This window comes from Candidatus Defluviilinea gracilis (assembly GCF_057138825.1).
The window spans coordinates 24,013-39,597 of sequence record NZ_DBNHEF010000081.1; the positions used below are offsets into that span (position 1 = coordinate 24,013).

Consider the following 15,585-nt stretch of genomic DNA (forward strand, 5'->3'; position numbering starts at 1 on the left):
CATGAACATCGAAATCCACAACCTAACGTTCTCCTATCCAACCGGTGTGCAAGCCTTGCGTGGACTCTCGCTCACGATTCAATCGGGTGAGCAAGTTGCGATTGTCGGACAGAACGGCGCGGGGAAAACGACATTGGTCAAACATCTGAATGGATTGCTTCAACCCACCTCTGGCTCGGTAAAAATTGGCGATTGGGACACGCGCGAACATTCGGTAGCAAAGATGGCGCGGCGGGTCGGTTATGTGTTTCAAAACCCCGACGAGCAATTGTTCTCTAAGAATGTGGGGATCGAAGTCGCTTTCGGGCCGAAAAATTTAGGGATGAGCGGGGAGCAGGTTCAACGTCGGGTAAAAGAGGCGTTGGCAATGGTCGAGTTATCCGATAAAACGGAGACGAATCCGTACGACCTATCCGCAACATGGCGCAAGATGGTCGCGCTCGCATCCGTGATTGCCATGGACACAGACATCGTCATCTTCGACGAGCCAACAACAGGACAGGACGCGGCAAACATCGCGCGCATCGCCAACGTGATCAAAATCTTACGAGAACGCGGCAAAACCATCATCACCATCACGCACGACATTGATTTTTGCGCCGAAAATTTCGAGCGCGTCATCGCCATGTCGCAGGGACGCATCCTGCTCGACGGCAAAGCCAACGATGCGCTTGGGCAGGAAGATATTCTTGCCACAACCTACGTTGACCCTCCTCAACTCACACGGCTGGGCAAAAGGCTGGGCTTTCAAAAGACAGTGCGAAATGAGGAAGAATTTCTAGCGGGGCTGAAAAAATAAGGGTCTCCAGAATTAACGGAAAACCGCCTCACCACGAAGGACACAAAGTATACAAAGGGAAAAAGCGCCCAATTTCCTTGTGTTTTTTCGGCTCTATCGTTATTAACGGGAAAGCCCAAAAACCTTAGCCACGGATTTCACAAATTCACACGGATTGTTTAAAACATTCGTGAACATCCGTGTAAATTCGTGGCAAAGAATCTTCCTGCGAGTCGTAATCCCGTCAGAAACGGGAGAGCCGTTTTTTCTTTGTGACCGTCGCGCCTTTTGTGTTTGCAAAGTGGTAAACCACCAACTCCTCATACCCCGAATCCTCCGCAAACTCGCGCTGGTACGCCGACTCATCGAACGCCAGAAGCACAACCTCCGCTGTTGTGTAAATCATACAGCCCGATTCCATATGCCCGCCGATGGTTTTTCCCTCCGCGTCGGAAATCGAAATATGCAAATGCGACCCGTGAACAGACACCGTGCCAGTGATGGACGCGATCTCGAAAAATTCATCAAACTCCGAGAAGGAATTCCTGTTCGCAAAGCGCAACACCGCGCGGCGCAGGCTCCCCACCGATGCGATCACACACCCTGCCTGAATCTGCTTTTCGTTCACAAAGTCCTGAATACTGTCGAACAAATCCTGCCCAGATTTCAATCGAAAGGTATAATTTTGCATGGACGAACCTCCAGCGCAATTATACGGTCATGCTTCTCGGTTTTCACTTTTGCAAGGCAAATACCAGCGATAAAATCCATAGGCTCATGTACAATGGAAAAGCACGGGAGCGAATATGACAAAGTTAAAAGTTGAAGTTTTTCACAGCATCCACGACATCAAACCAGACATTTGGAACCGCATCGCCGCCGGGCGCGGCTTTCAGAGCCATGCGTGGTACGTGTTCGGCGAACACGCCATGGCAGACAGCCCCGCCACCTATTTGATCGCCTGGGATGGCAAAACGCCGGTCGGAGGCGCGGCATTGTTCCGCGTCACAAACGAACCGCTTCCCCTCCCAAGCATTGCCCGCAACTTCATGGCGTCTATTTTAAAGCACCGCCCGCTATTGGTATGCCGTTCCCCGCTCGCCGACACATCCGCGCTATTGCTTCCCGGCGGAGAACTCCACGATGAAGCGCTTGCCGCCCTCGCGCAAGCGGCGCAGGAGGAATTCAAAAAACAACGTTGCTCATTCCTGGTCTTCGATTACCTGCTGACCGAACAACTGCGCTATGCGTGGCCCCATGGCTACGAACCCGTCACCGTTTCAGAACCCGGCACCTTCATGCCGATGGAGTGGGACAACTTCGAAGCCTATCTCGAATCGGGCAACAAAAAAGACCGCCAACAATACAAGAAAAGCGTGAAAGAAGCGGAGGAAGCGGGACTCGTCCTCTCCAAACACCGGTCGGTTTCAGACGTGGAAACCGCGCTCACCCTCATCAAGCATGTGTCCATCTGGCACGGCTCCGCGCCCAACCCATGGATGCGCGGCTTACTCGAAAACTTCTCGATGATCGACGGCGACTGGCTCGAACTGCGCAAAGACGGCAAACTCGTCGGATGCGGCGCTGTGGTGCGCGACAACAACTTCCAACTCGCCACCGCGCTTGGGTTGGAAGACGATGTGCCAGGCGGATATTTCTACCTGCTCCACGCCGCTTTGCGGGAAGCGTTCGAACACAAAGTTCGCCTCGTGCGCTTCGGCGCCGGCGCGTACGATGTAAAACGCAGGCTCGGTTTCCATTTGGAAGATACCAATCACGCCATGGTGACCATGGCGGGGTTCCTCGCGCGCGCGGCAAAAAGTTGAACCCCATGTTCCCGGCAACGATTCAAGCGGCGCTCACGTTCCTCGCCATCCTTCTTTTTTACGCTATGGATTTCCTCCTCATCCGCCGCTACGACAAACAACGCGCCGCCAGCGGCACAGGCCGCGCCTGGGATTTTACCTTGTTCATCTTTACCCTCGTCGCTGTTCTGATCCTGCAACCGGTGTTGCTCCCGCAATTGAGTTTTCGCACCACTGCCGCCTGGGGATTCTTCGCGCAACTCCTCGGCATCCTATTGATCCTGAAGGCGCTCGCGCTACACGCCTGGTCGCGCGCCCATCTCGGAAAATTCTATGCCGAGCGCGTCGAAGTTCAACCCGATCACAAAGTGATCGACACCGGTCCCTACAAACTCATGCGACACCCGGTCATCACATCCTTTTTTGGAATTGCGGCGGGGCTGTTTTTTGTTAACCCCTCGTTCGCCACGCTCGCCGCCCTGATCTACGCCATCTGGGATTTCACGCGCGCCGCCAAACAGGAAGAGGAACTGCTCACGCAGACGCTCCCCGGCTACGGCGACTACGCGCGTCGCACCCCCCGATTCCTGCCCCGGCTGTGGATGCTTTGATGCCCACGTTCGAGGAATTCCTCCAACTCCCCACCGAAGAGGTTGCCGTCCTCGTCAAAGCGAGCGGCGCAAAAGTCTGCGTATTCCCCATCAACGGCACGCGGCGTTGGTTCATGCTTGAACATGCCGGCAAGATTCAAAACGATTTTTTTCAAACATACATGGATTTGTCGATCCAAAATCATATCGAACTCTGCGCGCTGCTGTTCGATCATGGGATCGAAACCATTCTGGCTCCGGTCTTTGGGCGCGAACTCTTGAGCCGCGGCGACGAATACACCCAGCGCGTCGGCATCGATGGACTCATCCGCACCGCCACCGACGCAAATTATCGCAAATTCTTCGAACGCTACAACGTGAAGGTTCGGTTTTACGGAGATTTTCGCGCGGCGTTGACAGCGACACCCCATGCGGGCGCGCTTCAATCCATGGAGGATGTGGTCGAAGCGACAAAATCCAACTCGGCATTTCGTCTCTACTTCGGCGTTTTCGCCGACGAGGCTTCAGCAACCATAGCCCGCCTTGCCATTGAGCATTACCGCGCGGAAGGCGCGATACCCGACAAGACCGCGCTGGTAAAAAAATATTACGGAGAAGAACTTCCCCCGGTGAGCCTATTCATCGGCTTCGACAAATTCAGCGCGTTCGACATGCCCCTGCTTGCCACCGGCGAAGAAGACTTGTATTTCTCGCGCAGTCCATCACCATATATGACGGCTCATCAACTTCGATCTATTTTGTACGATCACCTGTATACCCGCCGCGCGCCCGAACCCGACTACGCCAAACTTACGCCTGACGCGCTCAACGAACTTCGCGAATACTACCGCCGCTATAAAGATTCTGTGTTCGGCGTCGGAAAACTGAAATTCGGCATATGGTTTCCAGAATAGATACCAACCTCATGACAGACATCATCACGACACTCATCAACGAAATCGGACCCGGTCATATGGCAAGCACGGCCTATGACACAGCATGGGCGGCCCGTCTGGACGAGATCGATCCATCCATCAGCGCCCACGCCCTAACCTGGCTGACAAAAAATCAATTACCCGACGGCACCTGGGGCGCGCCAGCGCCAATGTACTACCACGACCGCGTGGTTTGCACGCTCGCCGCCATGATCGCGCTGGAACGGCGCGGCCACCGCGAAGCGGACAAGGCACAGATCGTCAAAGGCAAACTCGCCCTTGAACGAATCGTGAGCGAAGCGACGGGGGGGCTATCCTCCGACCCAAACGGGGCAACTGTCGGCTTCGAAATGATCGCTCCCACCCTGGTGGCAGAAGCCGAAAAACTGGGTTTAATCAAAAATCAGGCGAACCGCATCCTGGGCAGAATATCCAAACAACGCGCGGTGAAACTCGCCTACCTGAAAGACAACATGATCAGCCGTCATGTCACCATGGCGTTTTCGGCTGAGATGGCGGGCGTGGACGGCAAACACATGCTCGATGTGGACAACTTGCAAGAGAGCAACGGCTCTGTGGGAGTCAGCCCGTCTGCCACCGCCTATTTTGCAACCTACATCAAAAAAGGCGACAAAGCCGCGCTTGCCTATTTGCGCGACATCATGAAACCAGATGGCAGTTTTCCAAACGTTGCCCCATTCGATGTCTTCGAGATCGGGTGGTCGTTGTGGAATCTGAGCCTGATCCCCGGCCTGAAGCAACACGCCAAACTCAAGCCGCATTTAGACTTTCTTGCCAATGCCTGGGTTCCAAAACGCGGCGTGGGATTTGCCGCAGGGTACACGGTCAAAGACAGCGATGATACAAGTTTGGTATTCGATACCTTGCTTAGGTATGGGATCGAAAAGGACTTGGGCAGTGTGCTCTCGTATGAAGAGAAGGATCACTTCCGCTGTTTCGATTTGGAAGCCAACCCTTCGATTAGCGCAAATATTCACGTGCTGGGCGCCCTCGGGCAGGCAGGGCTGGATATGAAAAACTCGTCGGTGCAAAAAGTTGCGCGTTTTCTTCACAAAGCGCGAGGGACGAATCCGTTCTGGGCAGACAAGTGGCACGCATCGCCTTATTACGCCACATCACATGCCATTATCGCGTGCGCCGGTATTGCCAATGACCTGGTCGCTGAATCGGTGGATTGGATCCTGAGCGCCCAAAATAAGGATGGATCCTGGGGAGCCTACCTAAAAACCGCGGAAGAAACCGCTTATGCCGCGCAGGCGCTTTGGGTGTGGAACCAAAAAGCGGCGAGAGTGCCTAAAACCGCCATGACGCGAGCCGCGCGCTGGCTGTCGGAAAATATGGATAAGCCTTATCCGCCGCTATGGATCGGTAAGTGCTTATATAGCCCCAACCTGGTAATTCGATCCGCGGTGATCAGCGCATTGGCTTTGGCTGGTTGATGCTATGAAAAACTTCATCGAACGCTTATTTACCTTTTCCACATCGGACCCTGAAGACACCCGTAAAAGGCGGATCCTTGGCATATTGCTGGCAGGCACGGCGGGAGTAGCGTTGCTCGGCATGTTATCGTTCATCTATTTCGCCGCCACAGTAGACCCCGCCGAATTTTATCTTCTCTTATGGGGCAGCGCGCTCACGTTCATCCTGGTGATAATCGTGTACGCGGTGAACTATTTTGGATCGGGTAGAGCCGCGGCTGTTTTATTCCTAATTTTTTTATACGTCATTTTTCTCTTTAGCGATACTCCCGACCAGATCGTGGGCGGACGAACGCTTTTCGCGTTCACCATCCCGATCTTCATGGCGAGCATTCTCCTCACACCGGCTTCCAGTTTCATTTTTGCGGGAATAAGCGGCGCAGTGGTTTTGTATCTGGCTGTATCGTTGGAAATTACTCCCAATATTCCCGGGGTCTTCGGGTTTTTCCTGATCGCTTTCGTCTCATGGTTATCGGCTCGCAGTCTCGAACAGGCGTTGAGCGAACTGCGCTCCATCAATTTGAACCTGGACCGCGTGGTGGCAGAGCGGACAGAGGCTCTCGCGGAATCGCTTGCCAGAGAAAAGATCGAGGCGGGACGCAACCAGGCGATCTTGAACTCGATTGCGGACGGCGTGATCGTTTTCGACAAAAGGTGGAACGCCACCATGGCGAATCCCGCCATCAAAAGTATGCTCGATATTCCTTTGCAGTTGATCATCAACAAAAACTTCCGTGAACTGGTGGAACATCCCCGCCTCGCTCCTAACAGCCGCGCGCTCCTCGGCTCCATGATCGAACATGGCACCCAGCCCATCGGGTTTCGCGTCGAATGGGGCGATAAGACCCTCTCGGTCAGCGCGGCTCAGATCTACGACCAACGGCGGGAAGATACCGGCACCGTCATCGTCTTCCGCGATTTTACGCGCGAGGCGGAAGTGGAGCGGCTCAAAAGCACGTTCGTTGGGATCGTGTCGCATGAATTACGCACGCCCCTGAATGCGATCCTCGGCTATGCCGAAATGTTCAAGGAGGCGGTGTACGGTCCCGTCAATGAAAAACAAGTGAACATGGCAGACCGAATCATGAAGAACACGCAACGCCTGCTGGCGTTGATCAATGACCTGCTCGATCAGGCGCAAATCGAAGCGGGCAAGCTCACCATCAGCAACCAAACGATCAGACCCGCCGAGTTGCTCGAAACCATGCACAGCCTGATGGACAAACCCGCCGCGGATAAAAACTTGAAACTCACCAGCGAGATCGAAGACGATTTTCCCGAAAGGCTGGTCGGCGACCCGGCGCGACTGCAACAAATCCTTGTGAACCTGGTGGGGAACTCTGTCAAATTCACGCATCGCGGGTTTGTCCATGTCAAATTGCTCCGCCAGGATGAACGCTGGGGCATTGAAGTGACAGACTCTGGGCAGGGCATCCCGGAGTTCGAGATCCCGCATATTTTCGAAACGTTCCGTCAAGTGGACGGAGCCGCCACCCGCGAACATGGCGGTTTCGGGCTGGGATTATCCATCGTCAAACAACTCGTCGGGTTAATGAACGGCGAGATCAGTGTAACCAGCCAACTGGGCGAGGGAAGCGTGTTTCTCATCCGCTTTCCGCTCCTCGCCCCAAAGGAATACCCAACAGCATGGAGAAGTTCATGAGTAAACTGGCATTGATCATTGAAGACGACAGAGACCTGGCGAGCATCTTTGCCGAGGCGCTGCGCGGGATCGGGTTCGAAGTGGAAAACGCCCTCGACGGCAAAGCCGCGCGGGAACGATTAATCCATGGAGCAACGCCCTTCCTCATCCTGCTGGATATGCACCTGCCGCATATCTCGGGCAAGGATTTACTGTTGAATGTGATGAAAAAAGACGAGCGCTTTAACACCAGTTGGATCATGATCACGACCGCCGATGCCCGCCTCGCCGAGGAACTCCGCGACCAGGTGGATTTTGCCATGATCAAACCAATTCTATTCGGGCAATTGCGCGACCTCGCCGCGCGGTTAAAACCTAAAGACGAAATCTAACACGCCCATGATCAACCAATGCTGGGCTGAGTCAAAGCGGTATCGCGCCGCATTGATCTTTGCCGTCGTTTACGCCATTGTTCGCTTCGGCGCGCAGGCATACTTTTTTGCGCAGGCGCTTACACCGCAGGCTTTGGCGCAAGACACCTTCGCCGCGGCAGATCTGCAATTTGCCTACATCCCCGCCGCAGAACATTTCAGAGACCGGGAAGACCTCTACCTCAAAGGCTCGCTCGAGGTTCTCGAAACTCACTATCTCTACACGCCCGTATTCGCTTTTTTTTGGAGTCCTATCCTCCTCGCGCCGCTCAATATTCAGATACCCCTGCTCACCGTCATCCACCTGGTCGCCTATGGATTGCTTTACAACCGCTGGGCGCGCCTGTACCAACGATACAACCTACAGGGCGCTGAAAAACTTTGGGCGCAACTCCTCCCGCTATTCCTCCTGTTCACCGTTTTCTGGGACGATCTCGCCATCCTCAACATCTATCTGATCATCGCGTTGTTCGCCACCTTTGGGCTTGAGGCGGTGCTGGAAGAAAACCTGCCATGGGCTTCTTTTTGGATCGGCGCAGTGATCATCCCCATCAAGCCGCACTGGGGATTCGCGCTCGGAATTCCCCTCCTACTTGGACAATATCGCTTCTTCCTTCGATTGATGCTGGGTACCCTCCTCGCCTATCTCGCCGTGACGGGAATCACCATCCTGGGAGGTGGCGCGGAGTACGTGGCGCGGCAATATCAGGATTACATCGCTTTCCTCTCCCGACTTACTCCAGATTTTCCATGGTGGGGACCAGACAAACCATTCTTCGGCTACAATCACTCGGTGTTGCAGACGATCCTGTATTATCTCGGCGTGAACTCCTTCAACATGAAGCTCGCTTTGGTTGTAAAAGCCATCTTACTTATCCCGCTTGGGTTGGTCGCGTTGAAATTTCTTAGGAACCCCATCCAAAAAAGCGGACGCGAAACGCCCGAAACCGCGCTCGCGCTCGGATTCGCGCTCTACCTCGGCGCCTTCATCTGGCTGAATATGGTATGGGAGATTTCACTGGCGTTGCCAATTTTCGTTTACCTTCTCACAGTCGTCAAACAATCATGGGTCCGCGCCGCTCTATGGGCGCTCTTTCTTCCCTACGCCATATTGGACGTCTGGAGACTGGCGAGCGTACTGGTGTTGGGATACGGCGTGATCTACGAACGCGTGTACATCCTCACCGACCCGATCCTGTATGTTCCATGGATCTTGGTTCTCATCATCGTGTTTTATGGGTTGCTGATTCGATACCTCGCAAACGACTTGCAACAGCGCTTAGCGAAGCCTAATTAATCCCTTCAAGAAACGAAATGATGGCGTCGAAATACGCTGTGATAATGCCATCCTTGTCGTGGCCAAATCCTTCCGCGGTTACGAATGTCGTTGGGACGCCAGCAGCGGCAAGAAGATTCGATAACTCAACAGATTCTTGATACGGAACGGTTTGATCGTCGGTGCCATGGATGATTAGAAACGGCGGGTCGTTAGCGGTGATGTAATTATCAACCGGTAATTTGGCGCGATCTGGGCAATCGCTGTAAGGCGAGCAACCGAATAATTCATAGGTGAGGGGGAGTATGTCGGGGGAGAGACTGTCAATCTGCGCGGTTGTGACGGAGCCGAAGAGATCGATCACTCCTGCAACCTGGCTTGAAACATTTGTGTTGCCTCCAGTTGTTCCCTCGAATTCGGGAAGGTCTGTCGTAACGCCCACCAACGATGCAAGCAATCCGCCGGAGGATGTGCCCAAGATAAAAATCCTATCGGGGTCAATATTCAATTGCGAAGCATTCGCGCGCAGGTAACGGATTGCGCCTTTCAAGTCCTCAACTTGAGCGGGGAAATACCCATCCAACATACTTCGGTATTCGACCGCCGCAATTGCGTAGCCCTCGGAAGTGAAATCGTCTTCAAACCCTTCGGCAGAGTTCAACCCCCCGGGACCAAACCCGCCGCCATGTATCCATACAATCACCGGGAAATTCTCACCGGTCTCTGGCTTGATAAGATTGAACTTTAGCTCAGTAGAACTTTCATTGGCATAGGTAACTATTGTTGACGTGTAACCGCCAGCGGATTGCGAACCATTTTGGCTGGACGGCGAACTCGAATCGGTCTCTTTACCTGCCTTGATGGTCACCACATCATCCACTTCTTGACTCGGCACAAGAAGCGTTCCGTGTTCATCATAAAAGTCTAACTTGTACTCGCCCGGAGCAAGAAGTTCGTTGAGATTCGTCGAAGTATGATAAACATCTTCGATGCGGAAAAGTTCATTTCCCATAAGATCGTACACGACCAGAGTCAATATCGTATTTTCACCGAAGAGACGTTTTAGTTTAGGAAGCTTGTTGTTCCCATTGACAATGTACGAATAGGTTTCGCCGCTCGTATTTGGCGTTGAGATCGGAGGAGCCATTGTCGCGGCAACTGCGGTGTTCGCAGGCGGCGTTATAGCCGAGGGGCTTTCCGTAGCCGAGGGAGAAGAACACCCAAAACTACTTACAACAAAGATAAGCGCAAAAATACCAATCAACAGACGTCGTATCATCGTAAACATAATAACAATCCTTTCTTTGGATGAATTTCGTTTATTCTAAGATAGGCACGTTGTAGGAATTTCATGCGGAGGTAAAATTCTTGTAAACAAACAGTCCCCACATATTGCGTATGCAGGGACTGTTTGACCTTGAAGAAAAAACTTCACAGGTTAATCGCTGTAGTATCCCCAGCAGGATATTTCCTCGCCGCTGGGGGTTTTCACCATTGGCGGCGAATCAGAGTCTATGACCTTGTAGGTAGATAAATCGGCTTCGATCGTTTCAAAGGCGCGGTCGGCATTAATGGTCGAGAGATTAATTCCCTGCCACGGGGTCGTCTCCGCATCTTGATTACGATCATACCTCTGGCAAGCCAGCGCCGCGCCGATCTCTTCGCGTGTCATGAGAGGCAACGCCTTATTTTGAAAACCACCCGCCAGCGCAGGAACCGCATCATCGGACAACTCAAGAAAGTATTGCGTATCTAATTCGACACGACCCCCGCGCGTGTTTTCCACTTCGCTTCCCTCGCCAGGCGTTTCAGCATATCCGTTGATCTCGCGTTGGATATTGTGCTTGACAATAAACGCATCCACGTTGAGCAGACTCAACGAGACGATAAATCCCAGCGACGCCATGACCATGGCAAACCCGATGGCGCGTTCCTTTTTCAGCAGTTCCAGCGCGGCGACCACGATCAACAACGCCGCCAGCCAGAGCATGAACACGTGCGTGTACGTCCGCAGGCGCGAGAAGCCATAGGCGTTTTCATACAACACAAGCCGTTGGAACGCCGACACCTGCATCACGATCACCAAGCCGACCAGCACAATGCCGAACGTCGAAAAGACTCGCCGCCGGGTTTCCGATTCGCGTTTGGTGATACTTCCCAAGCCGAGCAACATCAACAGACTGAAGAACGCCACCGCCACGAGTTCGCCAAATCCGCGCCGCGCGTATTCCGAATAGGTATAACCCTCGATGTTGATATTCGCCTGCCCGCCAAAAAAATATTGAAACTGGATCGCGACAAAGGCGGCAAACAGGATGGTCAAACTTCCCAGCACGATGGCAGACTCGGTGAAACCGAGAAACGGCGGGACGAGATTCTTCTCCTCCACCTTGTCGTCCGATTTTTGCGCGGCGTGCAAGAATGCGCCCGCGATGGTATACGCGAAAATCAAAATGTACACCAGCCGAAAAATATATTCAGGCAGGTTCTCGATGTTGAACAGGTCAATGAATTCTTCAAATCGTTTTGCAAAGACAAGGTCAGCCGAGGACAACAACGCGCCGAAGATGGCAATGACGGGCAACGCGATGACCACTCCGCGCAGGATGGACCAAAGCGGAGAAGTCCGCTTCTCACTCAGGGACGGCTGGTCGCGCTTTACTTCGGCATTGAACCCAAGCGGACGGGCGATCATGCTCGCGAGAAGAGTCAAATACCCGAAGAGGTAATCGAAGATGCGGTAGCGCGTCCAGTTGCCGCCGAGGTAGGTGAGCGCGAAAACGCCCATGAGGAAGAGAGTCATTGCAACGGAGAGGAAGACCGTCAGCGGTTCGCGGCGGAGAAAAACTGTCAGTGAAAGAAAAAGGACGGGGAGCAGAAGCAGACCTCCCCTGCGAGAGAGGCGAAGCCCGTCCGTCTGCAAAAGGTAGATTCCCGTCGCAAGACAAAGAGTCACCCACAAGATGAAGTTGATACCCGCGGGCTTTTCCCAAAAAAGAAAATCGAACGCCCAGCCAAGCAGGATGACGAGTAACCAGAATCGATTTGGATTTGTTTTCATGCGCAGCCTCCAGAAAAATTTTGCCAAGCATAGCCTTGCCGCGCTTGCGGAGGCTCTCAATTACTATCAGAATTTGGCAAACATGTCACCCTGAGCGTTAGCGAAGGGTCTCGCTTTCCATGAGAGAGATTCTTCGCCGCAAAGAACAAGAGCGCGGCTCAGAATGACATCGGTTTGGAAAATTACAACTTGGTAAGAGGCAGTTTTCGCCCATTGACATTACTTTTGAAGTGTGACATACTGCTGACATTCATTCAGGGGAACACACAAATTAATCGCCATCCTATAGAAAGGAGGAGGTGATGTCTAACATGGATAGTAGTAACAAACCCAGCGCTGTGGCATCCCTCCTCAAGTAAGTCAAGGAGCCACAGCGCCCCACCAACGCCGTCCGAAAGGGCGGCGTTGTGGTACCCCTCCCTAGCCCTCCCCAAATACGACAATATAATTTTGTTTGCATACAAATTATTTCATGTCGTATTTGGGGAGGGTGCCGCGTAGCGGCGGGAGGGGCTATTCGTCGCCAAATGAAACGCCCATGCCGCGCGCCGTAAGGATGGCGTCGTCGTTGACGTCCACTCGTTTTGCGGTTGCGTTGACTTCCTCCAACGAAACATCTATGATCTTCCCGGCGCGTAACGCGACCATGCGGTCGAATTTTCCCTGCGCCGCCAAACGGACTGCCGCCGCGCCGAAGCGGGTGGCAAGCCAGCGGTCGAACGGAGTCGGCGAGCCGCCGCGTTGTAAATGACCAAGCACAGTGACGCGCGATTCGTATCCGTGCTTTTCGATGTAATCGCCCACGCGCAGACCAATCCCGCCGAGGCGCGGAACGTAAATTTCATCGCCGCCGCGCGAAAAGACCTGTTCCCCGCCTTGCGGTTTCGCTCCCTCTGAAACAACGATGATGCTGAACAAGTATCCATCCTGCACGCGCTGACGCACCTGGGCGAGAATGGATTCAAATGTGAAGGGAATCTCTGGAATCAGAATCACGTCCGCGCCGCCCGCCACGCCCGCGTGTAAAGCGATGAAACCCGCGTCGCGCCCCATCAGTTCAAGCACCATCACGCGGTGATGCGCTTCGGCGGTGGTGTGCAGTTTATCAATGGCTTCGGTGGCGGTGTTCACCGCCGTGTCGAAACCAAAGGTCAACTCTGTGCCGCTGATGTCGTTGTCTATGGTTTTGGGAACACCGATAACCGGCGCGCCTTTCTTGCAGAGTTCATGCGCGATGTGCAAAGTCCCATCGCCGCCGAGGACAAGCAGGGCGTCCATTTCGAGGCGTTTGATTCCCTTGATAATCTCGTCTGAAACGTCGATCATCACCTCTTTGCCATCGCGGATCACCTTGCGCGCGTACGGGTTGCCGCGATTCGCCGCGCCGAGGATCGTGCCGCCGCGCGGGAGCAGTCCGCGCACCGAATCGATACTGAGCGGGACGATCCCGTCCGCTTCGATAAACCCATCGTAGCCGTTGCGAATTCCCAACACTTCGCTGTCGTATTCATAAATAGCGGTCTTCACCGCCGCGCGGATGACCGCGTTAAGCCCTGGCGCGTCGCCGCCGCCTGTGAGGATTCCGATTCGCTTCATTGATTGTCTCCTATAACGCCAATGATACTCCAGAGTTCAATACGAACTGAACGCGAATTGCGTAAAAAGGTTATTGTTCCGGGTGACCATGATTGCCGGCATCCTACCGGCAACTTCAGTCCCTTCTCCCGCAAAAAACGACTGAAGTCGTTACTACGGCAAACCGCTTTACGTGACTCCGAATACAATTCGCGCAATTCGCTCATTTGCGGCATTCGCGTTAAGAATATTCCAACTTTGCGCAAGCCATGCAAAACCGGGCAACCCTTCTTGCAAGCAGACGTATATCCCCATATAATGAACGCCATGGAACAGGTAACGACTCAACCCAAATTTCAAAATCTTCTGCGCTGGATGCTTCCCATCGCGGCAATGTTTGCCTTCGCGGCGTGGTTCTTTATCGCGCCTCCCGGTCTGCTCGGCAAGGCGGACGGCATCGGGTACGCGGTCTGTCATCGCATCAGCGAGCGCTCCTTCCACATCGGCGACCGTCAACTTCCATTGTGCGCGCGCTGCACCGGTGAATTCAACGCCGCGGCGATCTCGCTCATCTTCTTCGCGTTTGCCAGCGGGAAGAAAAGCGGATTTCCCGGTTGGAGGCTTGGCGCGCCGCTCATCCTTTTCTTCCTCGCCTTTGGGCTGGACGGATCGAACTCCTATCTGTATTTGCTCAAACAGACCTCCCCCGACGCCTTCAAAAATATTCCCAACCTGTATATCCCGAACGCCACACTGCGGCTCCTCACCGGCAGCGGCATGGGCATCGCGCTCGCTTCGATCCTCTTCCCCGCCTTCAATCAAACCGTTTGGAAAACCACAAGCCCCGAACGCGCGCTCGATTGGAAAAAACTCGCCATGCTGGTCGGCATTATCTTGTTGGTCGATCTGCTCATCCTCACCGACAGCCCGCTCGTTCTTTATCCTGTCGCCATCCTCAGCGCGCTCGGCGTCCTCACCCTGCTCACCATCGTCTTCACCATGACATGGCTGATGATCATGCGGCAGGAAAACGCGTTCCACCGACTCAACGAAATGTGGATGCCCTTCCTCGCCGGGCTGACTCTCGCCCTTTTGATGATCTCGGCAATTGACCTGCTCCGCTTCAACCTGACGGGGACCTGGGGAGGCATCCCTTTGGGTTGATCTACGCTTTTGGCTGACCAACGAGCGCTGGAGAGCGCTCTGCTACGCACATGGAATAGGAGAAATTTATGGAACTACTAACTGGAATCTTCACTGCTTTTGGGCTTTCGGCAAGCGCAGGATTGAACGCCTACATTCCCCTGCTCATCGTCGGGCTGGTGGCGCGTTATACGAATCTGCTCAACCTGAGTCAACCATGGGACACGCTGTCCAATCCATGGATCATCCTCATGCTTTGCGTCTTGGTCATCATCGAAATGCTGGCAGATAAAGTGCCGGCGGTCAACCACATCAACGACGTGATTCAAACCTTCATCCGCCCTACTGCGGGGGCGATCGCCTTCGCCGCGAGCGCAAACGTGGTGACGGATGTCAGTCCCGTGCTGGCATTGGCGGCGGGTCTGCTCGTGGCAGGGACGGTGCACGTCGCCAAGGCAGGCGCGCTCCGCCCAGCAGTGACAGCAACCACCGGCGGCGCGGGGAACGTCCCTGTGTCTATTGCGGAGGATATCATCTCCACCGTGCTGTCCATTGTCGCCATCATCCTGCCGATCCTCATCGGCACGCTGATCATCGTGGTCGGCGCGTTCATCATCTATTGGCTATACCGCCGCGCGAACCGCGTCACGACCTGATATAATGCAGGAAATCTTCCCAATCAGGAGACGCCATCATGGACCAAATGCCCGTCGAGCCGAAGAAAAATAACACCACAATCATCATCGCCGCAGTTGTCGTTGTGCTTTTGTGCTGTTGTTGTATCACCGTTGGTTTACTATACCAATACGGCGACCAAATCTTCGGCACATTCTAGACTGCTTCCACCAAA

At 54.0% G+C, this 15,585-nt stretch carries 15 protein-coding genes; 11 read left to right on the plus strand and 4 right to left on the minus strand.

The features are described 5' to 3' along the window. Position 1 precedes the first annotated feature (1 nt). On the plus strand, positions 2-799 hold the full coding sequence (locus AC16KF_RS17290; protein ID WP_484038604.1) for an energy-coupling factor ABC transporter ATP-binding protein: 798 nt from the start codon (positions 2-4) through the stop codon (positions 797-799). Positions 800-1,022: 223 nt separating this feature from the next. Here AC16KF_RS17290 and AC16KF_RS17295 read toward each other — a convergent pair whose 3' ends face one another. Then, the gene (locus AC16KF_RS17295; RefSeq protein ID WP_484038605.1) at positions 1,023-1,469 is read right to left on the minus strand and encodes a PPC domain-containing DNA-binding protein; all 447 of its coding nucleotides are present in this window, start codon (positions 1,467-1,469) and stop codon (positions 1,023-1,025) included. A gap of 115 nt (positions 1,470-1,584) precedes the next feature. Here AC16KF_RS17295 and AC16KF_RS17300 point away from each other — a divergent pair, with 115 nt between their 5' ends. The 7 genes from AC16KF_RS17300 to AC16KF_RS17330 are packed head-to-tail and all read left to right on the plus strand — an operon-like array spanning position 1,585 to position 8,977. Beyond that, entirely contained in the window at positions 1,585-2,604 is a 1,020-nt protein-coding gene (locus AC16KF_RS17300) for a GNAT family N-acetyltransferase (protein ID WP_484038606.1), read from the plus strand. 5 nt (positions 2,605-2,609) lie between these two features. Then, positions 2,610-3,194: a methyltransferase family protein gene (locus tag AC16KF_RS17305; protein WP_484038607.1), complete on the plus strand. Its 585-nt coding sequence runs from the start codon at positions 2,610-2,612 to the stop codon at positions 3,192-3,194. Beyond that, positions 3,194-4,087: a diterpene synthase gene (locus AC16KF_RS17310; RefSeq protein WP_484038608.1), complete on the plus strand. Its 894-nt coding sequence runs from the start codon at positions 3,194-3,196 to the stop codon at positions 4,085-4,087. Before AC16KF_RS17305 ends, AC16KF_RS17310 begins: the two co-directional genes overlap by 1 nt. Before the next feature lie 11 nt (positions 4,088-4,098). After that, positions 4,099-5,568, plus strand: a complete 1,470-nt coding sequence (locus AC16KF_RS17315; RefSeq protein ID WP_484038609.1) for a type B diterpene cyclase — start codon at positions 4,099-4,101, stop codon at positions 5,566-5,568. 4 nt (positions 5,569-5,572) lie between these two features. After that, positions 5,573-7,270, plus strand: a complete 1,698-nt coding sequence (locus tag AC16KF_RS17320) for an ATP-binding protein (protein ID WP_484038610.1) — start codon at positions 5,573-5,575, stop codon at positions 7,268-7,270. Then, positions 7,267-7,641: a response regulator gene (locus AC16KF_RS17325; RefSeq protein WP_484038611.1), complete on the plus strand. Its 375-nt coding sequence runs from the start codon at positions 7,267-7,269 to the stop codon at positions 7,639-7,641. The genes AC16KF_RS17320 and AC16KF_RS17325 overlap by 4 nt, the downstream gene beginning before the upstream one ends. A 7-nt stretch (positions 7,642-7,648) precedes the next feature. Further along, complete coding sequence (locus tag AC16KF_RS17330; protein ID WP_484038612.1) at positions 7,649-8,977, plus strand: glycosyltransferase 87 family protein; 1,329 nt, start codon at positions 7,649-7,651, stop codon at positions 8,975-8,977. Here the strand turns inward: AC16KF_RS17330 and AC16KF_RS17335 are convergent. From AC16KF_RS17335 to AC16KF_RS17345, 3 genes are all read right to left on the minus strand, one after another. Further along, on the minus strand, positions 8,970-10,103 hold the full coding sequence (locus AC16KF_RS17335; RefSeq protein ID WP_484038613.1) for an alpha/beta fold hydrolase: 1,134 nt from the start codon (positions 10,101-10,103) through the stop codon (positions 8,970-8,972). The two genes, AC16KF_RS17330 and AC16KF_RS17335, sit on opposite strands and share 8 nt — an antisense overlap. A gap of 291 nt (positions 10,104-10,394) precedes the next feature. Continuing rightward, the gene (locus AC16KF_RS17340) at positions 10,395-12,017 is read right to left on the minus strand and encodes a DUF4153 domain-containing protein (protein ID WP_484038614.1); all 1,623 of its coding nucleotides are present in this window, start codon (positions 12,015-12,017) and stop codon (positions 10,395-10,397) included. Between the two features lie 513 nt (positions 12,018-12,530). After that, positions 12,531-13,613, minus strand: a complete 1,083-nt coding sequence (locus AC16KF_RS17345; protein ID WP_484038615.1) for a 6-phosphofructokinase — start codon at positions 13,611-13,613, stop codon at positions 12,531-12,533. A gap of 297 nt (positions 13,614-13,910) precedes the next feature. Between AC16KF_RS17345 and AC16KF_RS17350 the strand changes: the two genes are divergently transcribed. The 3 genes from AC16KF_RS17350 to AC16KF_RS17360 all read left to right on the plus strand — a co-directional run bounded on the left by AC16KF_RS17350 (position 13,911) and on the right by AC16KF_RS17360 (position 15,570). After that, positions 13,911-14,756 (plus strand): DUF2085 domain-containing protein, encoded by an 846-nt coding sequence (locus tag AC16KF_RS17350; RefSeq protein ID WP_484038616.1) that lies wholly within the window; start codon positions 13,911-13,913, stop codon positions 14,754-14,756. 68 nt (positions 14,757-14,824) lie between these two features. Continuing rightward, positions 14,825-15,391 carry a DUF4126 domain-containing protein gene (locus AC16KF_RS17355; protein WP_484038617.1) on the plus strand — a complete coding sequence of 189 codons (567 nt, stop codon included), beginning with the start codon at positions 14,825-14,827 and terminating at the stop codon, positions 15,389-15,391. 38 nt (positions 15,392-15,429) lie between these two features. Then, a complete protein-coding gene (locus AC16KF_RS17360; protein ID WP_484038618.1) occupies positions 15,430-15,570 on the plus strand; it encodes a hypothetical protein in 141 nt (46 codons plus the stop codon). Positions 15,571-15,585 lie beyond the last annotated feature (15 nt).